Source organism: Pseudomonas sp. NIBRBAC000502773 (assembly GCF_006517195.1).
Lineage (GTDB): Bacteria > Pseudomonadota > Gammaproteobacteria > Pseudomonadales > Pseudomonadaceae > Aquipseudomonas > Aquipseudomonas marginalis.
The window spans coordinates 976,069-989,183 of the sequence record NZ_CP041189.1; the positions used below are offsets into that span (position 1 = coordinate 976,069).

Here is a 13,115-nt window from a genome sequence, read left to right on the forward strand (position 1 = left end):
ACTTGGGTACTGGGTGGGGGGATGCGATGGGATGAATCGCTCAAAAACAAGGGAGATTCAACTGTTGGACTGCATTTCAAATTCACAGCAAAGCGTTCCCAAGCATTCCAGCTGCAACCACCACACACAGGCTGGCAAACCCCACCTGCAAGGTGCGGGCGGGGATCATCGAGCACAGGCGCCGGCCGATCAGCATGCCGACGATGCTCGCCGCGATGAACACCCAGCCCACGGGTTCGATGCGCACGCCGGCATGGAACGCGCCAGCCACGCCGATCAGCGAAATCAGGCTGATCACCATCAGCGACGTGGCGACGATGCCGCGCATCTGCACGTCGGTGAGTTGCTTGAACGCCGGCACGATCAAAAAGCCGCCGCCCACCCCGAGCAACCCCGAGACTGCCCCCGTCACCGCGCCCAGTGCGGCCAGGGTGGCGCTGCATTTGGCGGTCCAGGCCAGGCGCCCGGTCTGCTGGTTGAGCATGCAGTTCTTCTGGCCCCAGGACGCCGCGCCATGGTCACTCGGCCCGGCCTCAATCTTTTCGCGCTGCAACATGCGCCAGGCCACCAGCACCATCAAGGCGCTGAACAGGCCCATCAGCACCGGCTCCGGCAACTGGTGGGCGAGAAACACCCCCAGCGGCGAAAACAGCGCGCCGAGCAAGGCGATCAACAGCGCGGCGCGGTAACGCACCAGGCCGTGGCGCAAGCCGTCAATCGCCCCGACGGCTGCTGCCGCCCCCACCGCAAGCAACGACACCGGCGCAGCCTGGGTCATCGTCAAGCCCAACCCCAGCACCAGCGCCGGCACCCCGAGGATGCCGCCGCCCGCGCCGGTCAGGCCCATGACCAGGCCCATCAACACGCCTAAAACGCTCGCCAGCAGCATTCAGTCCACCTTGCTCAGACGGGTCAGCCACTCGCGGCCCTTGAGCATGCCGTTCCAGTAGAACCACGGCAGCCAGGTCGCCTTGAGGAACCACATCGAACGGCGTGCCCGGGTCGGATCGAGGGGAAAGGTCGGCAGCAGCTTGCCGCCGTAGCCGAACTCGGCCAGTACCACCTTGCCCTTCTCCACCGTCAGTGGGCACGAGCCATAGCCGTCGTACTTGAGCGGCAGCGGTGCCTGTTTGCGCAGGGCCAGCAGGTTTTCGGCGACCACCACGATTTGCTTGCGCACGGCGGCGGCGGTCTTGGCATTGGTGGTGCCGCACACATCGCCCAGGCCGAAGATGTGCGGGTAGCGCAGGTGTTGCAGGCTGTGGGGGTTCACCTCGCACCAGCCGGCGGCGTCGGCCAACGGGCTGTGGCGAATGAAATCCGGCGCAACTTGCGGCGGCACCACGTGCAACAGGTCGAAGGATTTTTCCTCGACGGTGACGTTGCCCTCGGCGTCCTTCACCTCGAACCAGGCCTTGCGCGCCGGGCCGTCGACCTTGACCAGGTTGGCGTTGAACGCCAGGCGCGCGTGGTACTTCTCCACGTACTTCATCAACGGCGGCACAAAGGTCGCCACGCCGAACAGCGCCGCGCCGGCCAGGTTGAATTCGACGTCGATGTGCTTGAGGTCGCCCTGCCTGAGCCAGTGATCGCAGGACAGGTACATGGCCTTTTGCGGCGCGCCCGCGCATTTGATCGGCATGGCCGGCTGGGTAAAGATCGCCTTGCCGCCCTTGAGTTGCTGCACCAGTTGCCAGGTGTAGGCGGCGCTTTCGTAGCTGTAATTGGAGGTGACGCCGTGCTGGCCCAGGGTCTCTTTCAGGCCTTCGACCTTCTCCCAGGCCAGGCGCAGGCCGGGGCAGACGATCAGGTGGTTCCAGGTCACCCTCTGGCCGCTGTCGAGCACCAGGGTGTGCTCGTCCGGCAGCAGCTCGGTAACGGCGGCCTGCACCCAGGTGACGCCATTGGGCAGCACGTCGGCCAGGGGGCGTCGGGTCTTTTCCAGGTCATAGGCGCCGCCGCCGACCAGGGTCCAGGCCGGCTGGTAGCAGTGATGGTCGCTGGGTTCGATCAGGGTGATGTTGAGGTCGGGGTCGCGCTTGAGCAGGCTGGCCAGCAGGCCGATGCCTGCCGAACCGCCGCCGATGACGACGATATCGCCACTGATGGTTGGCTCCCAGTGTTGGTCGGTCATGGTCTATTGCCTTTTATCGTCAATGCACACAAGGGTCGCTGCCGTATGGCGTCACGCCCAGCTTTTTATCACCGCGCCGCAGTAAAGGCCGGACAGTGTCTTCATCACTTGGATCACTTCATGGCTGGCCAGCCCGTAGAAGATGTACTTGCCTTCGCGACGGGTGGCGACCAGCCCTTCGTCACGCAGGATGCCCAACTGCTGCGACAGCGTGGGCTGGCGTACGCCGGTCATGGTTTCCAGCTCGCCGACGTTGCGTTCGCCCTGGGTCAGCTGGCACAGGATCAACAGGCGATCCTCATTGGCCAGGGCCTTGAGCAAGGCACAGGCCTTGGATGCCGACGCGCGCAACTGGGCGACTTCGCCTTCACTCAGAGTAGATTCCATTTGCCTCGGGTCCTTTGCGTCACTTAAGCTCAAAACATTATGTGTAAATGTAAAGTGATTGTAATCACTTTTTTCAACATCAGGGGCAGCCGTCATGTCAGCGTTGATTCATTCCTTTCTGGACGAGGCGTCGTCGACCTACACCTATGTCGTCTATGAAGCGGACGGCGGCCCGTGTGCCATCGTTGATTCGGTGCTCAACTATGACCCGGCCTCCGGGCGCACCGACACCGCCCAGGCCGACAAGGTCATCGCCTTTGTGCGTGAGCACGACTTGCAGGTGCAATGGCTGCTGGAAACCCACGCCCATGCCGACCACCTGTCGGCCGCGCCGTACCTGCGCCGGACCCTGGGCGGCAAGATCGCCATCGGCCAGAGCATCAGCAAGGTGCAGGACGTGTTCAAGCATCTTTTCAACCTGGAGCCGGAATTTCGCGTCGACGGCTCGCAGTTCGACCACCTGTTCGCGCCGGATGAAATCTTCCGCATCGGCAACATCAAGGCCCAGGCCCTGCACGTGCCCGGGCATACCCCGGCGGACATGGCCTACCTGATCGACGACCGCTTGATCCTGGTGGGCGACACCCTGTTCATGCCCGATGTCGGCACCGCCCGCTGCGACTTCCCCGGCGGCGATGCACGCCAGTTGTATGCGTCGATGCGCAAGCTCTTGGCCTTTGCCCCCGATACCCAACTGTACGTGTGCCATGACTACCCGCCCGAAGGCCGCGAGGCCAAATGCCTGACCAGCGTGGCGGAGCAGCGCGCGGGCAATATCCATGTGCATGACGGGGTGGATGAAGCGGCGTTCGTGGCCATGCGCACCCAACGCGATGCCGGGCTGGGGATGCCCACGCTGTTGTTGCCGGCGATCCAGGTGAATGTGCGGGCCGGTCATATGCCGCCAGCGGAGGAGAACGGGGTGGTGTACTTGAAGATTCCGTTGAACCAGCTCTAAAGCCGTCCTGCCTGGCGTCCATGCCATTCCATGCTCCGGGGGTGCTGCACAGGTGTGATCAGGCTACGGCAAATTTCGACACGATCTGCTTGAGGTCCACCGCCAGCCTCGACAGTTCCTGGCTGGCAATCGAGGTCTGGCCGGCCGCCGAAGAACTCTGGATGGAAAGATCACGGATGCTGATCAGGTTCTGGTCCACCGAACGGGCCACGTGGGCCTGTTCCTCGGAGGCCGTGGCGATCAACAGATTACGGTCATTGATATCGGTAATGGCTTCGGTGATCTGAGTAATTGCCAGGCCCGCTTCATGGGCGATCTTCAAGGAGTCCACCGCTTCGTTGCGGTTGAGGGCCATGGACGACACCGCTTCACTGGAGCACGTCTGGATTTTCGCGATCATCTGCTCGATTTCCTGGGTCGAGGTCTGCGTTCTGTGGGCCAGTGCCCGCACTTCGTCGGCCACCACCGCAAAGCCCCGGCCCTGCTCCCCTGCCCTGGCAGCTTCAATGGCCGCGTTCAAGGCCAGCAGGTTGGTTTGCTCGGCAATCGAGCGGATCACTTCAACCACCCGGGCAATATCCTGGGCCTGCTTGGCGAGCCCTTCGACTTCGACGCCGGTCTGCTGCACCGTGGCGCTGAGTTTCTCGATGGAGGCGATGGTTTGCGTCACACGCTCCTGCCCCACTTTGGCCGAGCGTTGGGAGTCCTGGGTGGACTGGGACGCCGACACCGCATTGCGCGCCACTTCTTCAACTGCTGCCGTCATTTGGTTAACCGCCGTGGCGGCCTGATCGGTTTCCATGCTTTGGCGTTCAATACCGGCACTGGACTCGCGGGTGATGGCGCTCATCTCCTCCGCCGCCGAAGCCAATTGCCCGGACGCCTCGGAGATGTGCTGCAAGGTACTTTTCAGGTTCATTTGCATGGACGCGGTAGACCGTTGCAACGCGGTCAACTCGTCATTGCCATTGATGGCAATCGCCACGCGCAGATCGCCGTCGGCAATCTTGCCGGTCGATACCAGCAATTCACGCACAGGAGTAATGATGCTGCGGGTAAACAGGCTTGCTACCACGACGGTGATCAGCAAGGAGGCGGCCATCAATATCCAGGTGAACAGACGCGCCGCGTCATATTCGCTGGAAGCCACCTGCACCGCCGCCTTGGAGCCCCGTTCATTCAATGCGATCAACTCGCTGATGGAACGCTGCACATCCAGGGCAATCGGCCCGTTGACTTCGCGCAGGTAGGTCGACATCTGTTCAGCGGACAAGGTGGAGGCTTGTGCGAGGAACTCATCCATCTTCTGGCTGTAGTTCTTGATGCTGGCTAATGCTTCGTTGTACTTGGCTTGCTCTTCGGGGCCTGAGACTAACGGCCCATAGCGTTCGGCAATATCGAGGGCTTCGGTACGGGTCGCCTTGAGTTTTTCCAGGGAGGCCGGATCCTGGCGGCTGATATCCATGGCATAACGACGTAGATCGAGACGAAGTTTATAAAACGCCGAATCTATTTCACCGGCCAACCGAATACTGGGGAGCCAGTTAGTTTCGATTTCAACCGTCGACGAATAGACCTTATCGACTTTTATCAGGGTCATTGCGCCTTGTATCAGCAGCAAAAGGCACACCAGGCCAAAACACAGTGTGGTACGGAAGTTCAACTTCAAGGCTCTCATGGACATCGCGGCTTACCCCTTTCCTGGGCCGCGAACTTCACGGCCTGATGGGGCCAATGTGTTGAAATGCGTGTGAAAAATACGTGACCGCTGATGCAATTTTTCATTAACTAAAAATAAAAAGCCCGCCCTGATTATTACTTGGCTAACTATCAGGATCAGCGGTGCAGCCTCCTATTGGGATCAAACCATTAATCCACCCGGCGGCAATGGCAGCGCCGTCTTGTAGCGCACTTGTTTGAGGGCAAAGCTGGAGCGAATATTCGCCACCCCCGGCACCTTGGTCAGGAAGTCCATCATGAAACGCTCCAGCGACTGGATCGTCGGCACCAAGACCCGGATCAAATAGTCCGGGTCGCCGGCCATCAAGTAGCACTCCATCACCTCGGGCCGGTCGGAAATCGCGCCTTCGAACTGCTGCAACGCCAACTCGTTCTGTTTTTCCAGGCTCACATGAATGAACACATTCACGTGCAACCCCAGCAGATCGGCGTCGAGCAGGGTGACCTGTTCGCGAATCAAGCCCAGTTCTTCCATGGCCTTGACCCGGTTGAAACAGGGTGTGGGCGACAGGTTGACCGAGCGGGCCAGGTCGGCGTTGGTGATCCGCGCATTCTCCTGCAGGGCGTTGAGAATGCCGATATCGGTACGGTCCAGTTTGCGCATGAGACAAAATCACCTGTTTATTATGTTTATGCAGGTTTTTTATCCGCAAATGATCGCGGGCGCAATGAAACACAGATAAATATTCTTCTACGCCACGCCTATGATTGTTGTAGGACAAGATTTCTTCTACCCGAAGACGGACTGTCAGCTAGCGCGCCCACTACAAGAAATTCACAAGATAGAGCGTAGAAAGCCATGACCCAGCAGTACGAACCCCTTCGCCTGCACGTGCCCGAACCCTCGGGCCGTCCAGGCTGCAAGACCGACTTTACCTACCTGCGCCTGACCGACGCCGGCCTGGTGCGCAAACCCGCCATCGACGTAGAACCCGCCGACACCGCCGACCTGGCCAAGGGCCTGATCCGCGTGCTCGACGACCAGGGCCAGGCCTTGGGGCCATGGGCCGAAGGGGTTCCCGTTGAAGTCCTGCGCAAAGGCATGCGTGCCATGCTCAAGACGCGGATCTTCGACAACCGCATGGTGGTCGCCCAGCGTCAGAAAAAAATGTCGTTCTACATGCAGAGCCTTGGCGAAGAAGCCATCGGCAGCGCCCAGGCCCTGGCCTTGAACATCGACGACATGTGCTTCCCCACCTACCGCCAGCAAAGCATCCTGATGGCCCGCGACGTGCCGCTGGTGGACCTGATCTGCCAACTGCTGTCCAACGAGCGCGACCCGCTCAAAGGCCGCCAGTTGCCGATCATGTATTCGGTCAAGGACGCAGGCTTCTTCACCATTTCCGGCAACCTCGCCACCCAATTCGTACAGGGTGTGGGCTGGGGCATGGCCTCGGCGATCAAGGGCGATACCAAGATCGCCTCGGCCTGGATCGGTGACGGCGCCACCGCCGAATCCGACTTCCACACCGCCCTCACCTTTGCCCACGTGTACCGCGCGCCGGTGATTCTCAACGTGGTCAACAACCAGTGGGCCATCTCCACCTTCCAGGCCATCGCCGGTGGTGAAGCCACCACCTTCGCCGGACGCGGCGTCGGCTGCGGCATCGCCTCCCTGCGCGTGGACGGCAACGACTTTATCGCGGTGTACGCCGCCTCCGCCTGGGCCGCCGAGCGTGCGCGCCGCAACCTCGGACCGAGCCTGATCGAATGGGTCACCTACCGCGCCGGCCCGCACTCCACCTCGGACGATCCGTCCAAATACCGCCCCGCCGACGACTGGAGCCACTTCCCGCTGGGCGACCCGATTGCCCGCCTCAAGCAGCACCTGATCAGGATTGGCCAGTGGTCCGAAGAGGAGCACGCGGCGGTCAGTGCCGAACTGGAAGTCGAGGTGATCGCCGCGCAGAAACAGGCCGAACAGTACGGCACCCTGGCCGGTGGCCAGATCCCAAGCGCCGCGACCATGTTCGAAGACGTCTATAAAGAGATGCCGGAGCACTTGAAGCGCCAGCGTCAGGAGTTGGGGATCTGACATGAACGATCACAACAACAGCATCGAATTGGAAACCGCCATGACCACCACCACCATGACCATGATCCAGGCCCTGCGCTCGGCCATGGATGTGATGCTTGAACGTGATGACAACGTGGTGGTGTTCGGCCAGGACGTCGGTTACTTCGGCGGTGTATTCCGCTGCACCGAAGGCTTGCAGACCAAGTACGGCAGCTCGCGGGTGTTCGACGCACCGATCTCCGAAAGCGGCATTATCGGCGTGGCCGTGGGCATGGGTGCCTACGGCCTGCGCCCGGTGGCCGAGATCCAGTTCGCCGACTACGTCTACCCCGCCACCGACCAGATCATCTCCGAAGCGGCGCGCCTGCGTTATCGCTCGGCCGGCCAGTTCACCGCACCGCTGACCATGCGCATGCCCTGCGGCGGCGGCATCTACGGCGGCCAGACCCACAGCCAGAGCATCGAAGCGGTGTTCACCCAGGTCTGCGGCCTGCGTACGGTGATGCCGTCCAACCCCTATGACGCCAAGGGCCTGCTGATTGCCTCCATCGAAAACGATGACCCGGTGATCTTCCTTGAGCCCAAACGCCTGTACAACGGCCCGTTCGACGGCCACCACGACCGCCCCGTAACGCCGTGGTCGAAACACCCGCAAGCCCAGGTGCCGGACGGTTACTACACGGTGCCGCTGGACGTGGCCGCCATCGTGCGTCCGGGCTCGGCCGTCACTGTGCTGACCTACGGCACCACGGTGTATGTGTCGCAGGTCGCCGCCGAAGAAACCGGCATCGACGCCGAAGTCATCGACCTGCGCAGCCTGTGGCCGCTGGACCTGGACACCATCGTCAAGTCCGTGAAAAAGACCGGCCGTTGCGTGGTGGTGCACGAAGCCACCCGTACCTGCGGCTTTGGTGCCGAGTTGGTGGCGCTGGTGCAGGAGCATTGCTTCCACCACCTGGAAGCGCCGATCGAACGCGTCACCGGTTGGGACACCCCCTACCCGCACGCGCAGGAGTGGGCGTATTTCCCAGGCCCGTCCCGAGTGGGCGCGGCGTTGAAACGGGTCATGGAGGTCTGAATGGGCACGCACGTTATCAAGATGCCGGACATTGGCGAAGGCATCGCGGAAGTTGAATTGTCGCAGTGGCATGTGAAGGTCGGCGACATGGTCGTCGAAGACCAGGTGCTGGCGGATGTGATGACCGACAAGGCGATGGTGGACATTCCCTCGCCGGTCCATGGCAAGGTGATTGCCCTCGGCGGCGAGCCGGGTGAAGTGATGGCGGTGGGCAGTATTCTGATCAGCATTGAAGTGGAAGGTGCGGGTAACGCCAAAGACGTGCCGGTGGCGGCGGAGCCGGTGAAAGCGGCTGCCGTTGTCGAGGCCAAGCCGGCACCGGTGGTCGAAAGCAAGCCTGCACCGGTGGCAGCCGCACAGTCCCCCGTGGCCCGCGATGCCGACGAACGCCCCCTGGCTTCCCCCGCCGTGCGCAAGCACGCGCTGGATGCCGGGATTCAACTGCGTCTGGTACAGGGCTCCGGCCCGGCCGGGCGGATCCTGCACGAAGACCTCGAGGCCTACCTGCAACAAGGGGCGTCAAAAACTTCGATGGCCGCCAACCCTTACGCCGAACGCAACGACGAAGAACAGATCCCGGTGATCGGCATGCGCCGCAAGATCGCCCAGCGCATGCAGGACGCCACCCGGCGTGCCGCGCATTTCAGCTATGTGGAAGAGATCGACGTCACCGCCCTCGACGAGCTGCGCGTGCACCTCAACGACAAGCACGGCGCCACGCGCGGCAAGCTGACGTTGCTGCCGTTTATCGTGCGCGCCATGGTCGTGGCGCTGCGGGATTTCCCGCAGATCAACGCGCGCTACGACGACGAAGCCCAGGTCATCACCCGCCTCGGCGCAGTGCATGTGGGCGTCGCCACCCAGAGCGACGTGGGCCTGATGGTGCCGGTGGTGCGTCACGCCGAAGCCCGCAGCCTGTGGGGCAACGCCGAGGAAATCGCGCGCTTGGCCACTGCTGCACGCAATGGCAAGGCCAGCCGCGATGAGCTGTCCGGTTCGAGCATTACCCTGACCAGCCTGGGCGCCCTGGGCGGCATCGTCAGCACCCCGGTGCTGAACCTGCCGGAGGTGGCCATCGTCGGCGTCAACCGCATCGTCGAGCGGCCAATGGTGATCAAGGGCCAGATCGTGATCCGCAAGATGATGAACCTCTCCAGCTCCTTCGATCACCGCGTGGTCGATGGCATGGACGCGGCGCAATTCATCCAGGCCATTCGCGGCCTGCTCGAACAACCCGCCAGCCTGTTCCTGGAGTAAGGGCATGACCCAGACATTGCATACCACGCTGCTGATTATCGGCGGCGGCCCTGGCGGTTATGTGGCCGCCATTCGTGCCGGCCAGCTGGGCATCCCGACCATCCTGGTGGAAGGCCAGGCGTTGGGCGGCACCTGCCTGAACATCGGCTGCATTCCGTCCAAGGCCTTGATTCACGTGGCCGAGCAGTTCCAGCAAACCGTGCACCACAGCCAGGGTTCCCGGTTGGGAATCGAGGTGGACGTGCCGACCCTGGACATCCGCAAAAGCGTGGAATGGAAAGACGGCATTGTCGACCGCTTGACCACCGGTGTCGCCGCACTGCTTAAAAAGCACAAAGTGCAGGTGATCCACGGCTGGGCCAAGGTGGTGGACGGCAAGACCGTCGACGTCGGCGACCAGCGCATCCAGTGCGAACACCTGCTGCTGGCCACCGGTTCGACAAGCGTCAACCTGCCGATGCTGCCGATCGGCGGGCCGATCATCTCGTCCACCGAAGCCCTGGCGCCGACCCGCGTGCCCAAGCGCCTGATTGTGGTGGGCGGCGGCTACATCGGCCTGGAGCTGGGGATTGCGTATCGCAAGCTCGGCGCCGACGTGAGTGTGGTCGAGGCCCAGGACCGCATCCTGCCAGCCTACGACGCCGAGCTGACGCAACCGGTGAACGAATCCCTCAAGCAATTGGGCGTGAAGCTGTACCTCAAGCACAGCGTCACGGGTTTTGCCGATGGCAGCCTGCAAGTATGCGACCCGAATGGCGACATCCTGGCGCTGACAACCGATCAGGTGCTGGTTGCCGTTGGTCGCAAACCCAACACCCAGGGTTGGAACCTTGAGGCGCTGAACCTGGAGATGAACGGCGCGGCGATCAAGATCGACAGCCGCTGCCAGACCAGCATGCGCAACGTGTATGCCATCGGCGACCTTAGCGGCGAGCCGATGCTGGCGCACCGCGCCATGGCCCAGGGCGAAATGGTCGCCGAACTGATCAGCGGTCAATCCCGCGAATTCAACCCGGCGGCGATCCCGGCGGTGTGCTTTACCGACCCGGAACTGGTGGTGGTCGGCAAGACGCCCGATGAAGCCAAGGCCGCCGGCCTGGACTGCATCGTGTCGAGTTTCCCGTTCGCCGCCAACGGCCGTGCAATGACCCTGGAGTCGAAAACCGGCTTCGTACGGGTGGTGGCACGCCGCGACAATCACCTGATTGTCGGCTGGCAAGCGGTCGGCGCCGGCGTGTCCGAGCTGTCCACCGCCTTCGGCCTGAGCCTGGAAATGGGCGCACGCCTGGAAGACGTGGCCGGCACTATCCACGCCCATCCGACGCTTGGCGAGGCGGTGCAGGAAGCTGCGCTGCGGGCCCTGGGCCACGCCTTGCACCTATAGCGTTTGTGGCGAGGGCGCTACAGGGGATGCGAACGGGCCCGGGAATGAAGTATTGTTGCGCCCATTCAGAAAAAAACCGACTTGACCAAAGATAGAGGGTGTCATGGGTAACGAAAGCATCAATTGGGACAAGCTGGGTTTTGACTACATCAAGACCGACAAGCGGTTTCTCCAGGTCTGGAAAAACGGCGAATGGCAAACCGGCACCCTGACCGACGACAACGTGCTGCACATCAGCGAGGGCTCTACCGCCCTGCACTACGGCCAGCAGTGCTTCGAAGGCCTCAAGGCCTACCGCTGCAAGGACGGCTCGATCAACCTGTTCCGCCCGGACCAGAACGCCGCGCGCATGCAGCGCAGCTGCGCCCGCCTGCTGATGCCCCACGTCCCGACCGACGCGTTCATCGACGCGTGCAAGCAAGTGGTCAAGGCCAACGAGCGGTTCATCCCGCCCTACGGCAGCGGCGGCGCGCTGTACCTGCGCCCGTTCGTGATCGGCACCGGTGACAACATCGGCGTGCGCACCGCGCCGGAGTTCATCTTCTCGGTGTTCTGCATCCCGGTCGGCGCCTACTTCAAGGGCGGCCTGGTGCCCCACAACTTCCAGATCTCCACCTTCGACCGCGCCGCCCCACAGGGCACCGGTGCCGCCAAGGTCGGTGGCAACTACGCCGCCAGCCTGATGCCGGGCTCGGAAGCGAAGAAATCCGGTTTCGCCGACGCGATCTACCTGGACCCGATGACCCACTCGAAAATCGAAGAAGTCGGCTCGGCCAACTTCTTCGGGATCACCCACGACAACAAGTTCATCACACCGAAGTCACCTTCGGTGCTGCCAGGCATCACCCGCCTGTCGCTGATCGAACTGGCCCAGACCCGCCTGGGCCTGGAAGTGGTCGAAGGCGAGGTATTTATCGACAAGCTGGATCAGTTCAAGGAAGCCGGTGCCTGCGGGACTGCGGCAGTGATCTCGCCGATCGGCGGTATCCAGTACAACGGCCAGTTGCATGTGTTCCACAGCGAGACCGAAGTCGGCCCGATCACCCAGAAGCTCTACAAAGAGCTGACCGGCGTGCAGACCGGCGACGTCGAAGCGCCAGCGGGTTGGATCGTAAAAGTCTAAGCCAGTAACGCCGCAAAACCCTGTGGGAGGTGGCAAGCCCCCTCCCACATTTGCTCTCCAGTGTATTCAAGAATCCTTCGGGATATTCTCGGCAATCTTCTTGCCCATGCTGATCCTCGGCTCCACCCCATACCCCAGCGCCTCATAGAACCCCACCACCGCCTCATTGCCACCGGTGATCTGCAGGTTGATCTTCATGCAGCCCAGGGCCGTCAGGGCCTGTTCCGCATGCCGCACCAGCGAGGAACCGAGGCCATGACGCCGATAGCCAGGGTGCACGGCCACCGAGTACAGCCAGCCGCGATGACCGTCGTAGCCGGCAAGCACCGTTCCGATGACAGTCTTTTTGTCCGTCGCCACAAAAAACAGCCCGTCATTGACCGCCAGTTTCTTATCGATCGCCAGGGTCGGCAGGTTATGCGCCGTGTCATACCCAAACGCCTCCTGCCATAACGCCACCACTTGCCCACGGTGCTGGCGGTCGCGATATGGACCGATGGGATGGCGCGACAACAGCGCCTTTTCCATTACCAACGTGCGCTCATTGCCGTGGTAGACGTCACGTACCGTGTGAAAACCCAGCCTGGTGTAGAACGGCTCGGCGGTCAGCGAGGACGGCACACTCAGCGTCGTCACCCCCGCTTCCCGCGCGCGCAGTTCGATTTCAATCATCAGCAACCGGCCAATGCCCTGCCCTTGCAGCGCCGGATTGACGAACACCGAGCGCACCACATTGGCATCCAGGGCCGCCGTGGCGACGATCACCCGGTCCTGGACCGCCACCAGCACCACACGGCGCTTGAGCAGGTCGAGCACCGCGTCCGGGGTGAAGTTGCTGGCCACCCGGGCAATCACATCCGCCGGATAGTCCCGCGCATTGCTGCTGTGCAAGGCCGCCAGGATGACCTGGCTGATCCCTTCGGCATCCTCGGATTGGGCAAGACGTACGACGGTAGACATGACTCCTCCTGGCTGACGGCGTTATTACAGTCGCCACTGTACCAATGTGGGAGGGGGCTTGCTCCCGATGGCGGTGT

Annotated in this window: 12 protein-coding genes; 6 read left to right on the plus strand and 6 right to left on the minus strand. The window is 62.3% G+C overall.

What is annotated here, in order from left to right; all coding sequences use genetic code 11:
* Positions 1-82: 82 nt before the first annotated feature.
* The 3 genes from NIBR502773_RS04360 to NIBR502773_RS04370 are packed head-to-tail and all read right to left on the minus strand — an operon-like array spanning position 83 to position 2,521.
* Positions 83-889 (minus strand): sulfite exporter TauE/SafE family protein, encoded by an 807-nt coding sequence (locus NIBR502773_RS04360; protein ID WP_141155465.1) that lies wholly within the window; start codon positions 887-889, stop codon positions 83-85.
* Positions 890-2,134, minus strand: a complete 1,245-nt coding sequence (locus NIBR502773_RS04365; protein WP_141155466.1) for an FAD/NAD(P)-binding oxidoreductase — start codon at positions 2,132-2,134, stop codon at positions 890-892.
* Between the two features lie 51 nt (positions 2,135-2,185).
* The gene (locus NIBR502773_RS04370; RefSeq protein WP_017527038.1) at positions 2,186-2,521 is read right to left on the minus strand and encodes a helix-turn-helix transcriptional regulator; all 336 of its coding nucleotides are present in this window, start codon (positions 2,519-2,521) and stop codon (positions 2,186-2,188) included.
* 94 nt (positions 2,522-2,615) lie between these two features.
* Here NIBR502773_RS04370 and NIBR502773_RS04375 point away from each other — a divergent pair, with 94 nt between their 5' ends.
* Positions 2,616-3,479: an MBL fold metallo-hydrolase gene (locus NIBR502773_RS04375; RefSeq protein ID WP_141155467.1), complete on the plus strand. Its 864-nt coding sequence runs from the start codon at positions 2,616-2,618 to the stop codon at positions 3,477-3,479.
* A 58-nt stretch (positions 3,480-3,537) separates the two neighbouring features.
* On the opposite strand, the gene NIBR502773_RS04380 is transcribed toward NIBR502773_RS04375, so the two are convergent.
* Both NIBR502773_RS04380 and NIBR502773_RS04385 read right to left on the minus strand, forming a co-directional pair.
* The gene (locus NIBR502773_RS04380) at positions 3,538-5,163 is read right to left on the minus strand and encodes a methyl-accepting chemotaxis protein (protein ID WP_141155468.1); all 1,626 of its coding nucleotides are present in this window, start codon (positions 5,161-5,163) and stop codon (positions 3,538-3,540) included.
* A gap of 177 nt (positions 5,164-5,340) precedes the next feature.
* On the minus strand, positions 5,341-5,823 hold the full coding sequence (locus NIBR502773_RS04385; protein ID WP_027606189.1) for an Lrp/AsnC family transcriptional regulator: 483 nt from the start codon (positions 5,821-5,823) through the stop codon (positions 5,341-5,343).
* Between the two features lie 195 nt (positions 5,824-6,018).
* Here NIBR502773_RS04385 and NIBR502773_RS04390 point away from each other — a divergent pair, with 195 nt between their 5' ends.
* The 5 genes from NIBR502773_RS04390 (at position 6,019) to NIBR502773_RS04410 (ending at position 12,078) form a co-directional block, all read left to right on the plus strand.
* Positions 6,019-7,254, plus strand: a complete 1,236-nt coding sequence (locus NIBR502773_RS04390; RefSeq protein WP_141155469.1) for a 3-methyl-2-oxobutanoate dehydrogenase (2-methylpropanoyl-transferring) subunit alpha — start codon at positions 6,019-6,021, stop codon at positions 7,252-7,254.
* 1 nt (position 7,255) lies between these two features.
* On the plus strand, positions 7,256-8,314 hold the full coding sequence (locus NIBR502773_RS04395; RefSeq protein ID WP_065884833.1) for an alpha-ketoacid dehydrogenase subunit beta: 1,059 nt from the start codon (positions 7,256-7,258) through the stop codon (positions 8,312-8,314).
* Positions 8,315-9,571 carry a dihydrolipoamide acetyltransferase family protein gene (locus tag NIBR502773_RS04400; protein ID WP_115487055.1) on the plus strand — a complete coding sequence of 419 codons (1,257 nt, stop codon included), beginning with the start codon at positions 8,315-8,317 and terminating at the stop codon, positions 9,569-9,571.
* A gap of 4 nt (positions 9,572-9,575) precedes the next feature.
* Positions 9,576-10,955 (plus strand): dihydrolipoyl dehydrogenase, encoded by a 1,380-nt coding sequence (lpdA, locus tag NIBR502773_RS04405; RefSeq protein WP_141155470.1) that lies wholly within the window; start codon positions 9,576-9,578, stop codon positions 10,953-10,955.
* Positions 10,956-11,058: 103 nt separating this feature from the next.
* On the plus strand, positions 11,059-12,078 hold the full coding sequence (locus NIBR502773_RS04410; RefSeq protein ID WP_027606184.1) for a branched-chain amino acid aminotransferase: 1,020 nt from the start codon (positions 11,059-11,061) through the stop codon (positions 12,076-12,078).
* 66 nt (positions 12,079-12,144) lie between these two features.
* Here the strand turns inward: NIBR502773_RS04410 and NIBR502773_RS04415 are convergent, their stop codons facing one another.
* The gene (locus NIBR502773_RS04415) at positions 12,145-13,038 is read right to left on the minus strand and encodes a GNAT family acetyltransferase (RefSeq protein ID WP_141155471.1); all 894 of its coding nucleotides are present in this window, start codon (positions 13,036-13,038) and stop codon (positions 12,145-12,147) included.
* Positions 13,039-13,115: the final 77 nt, after the last annotated feature.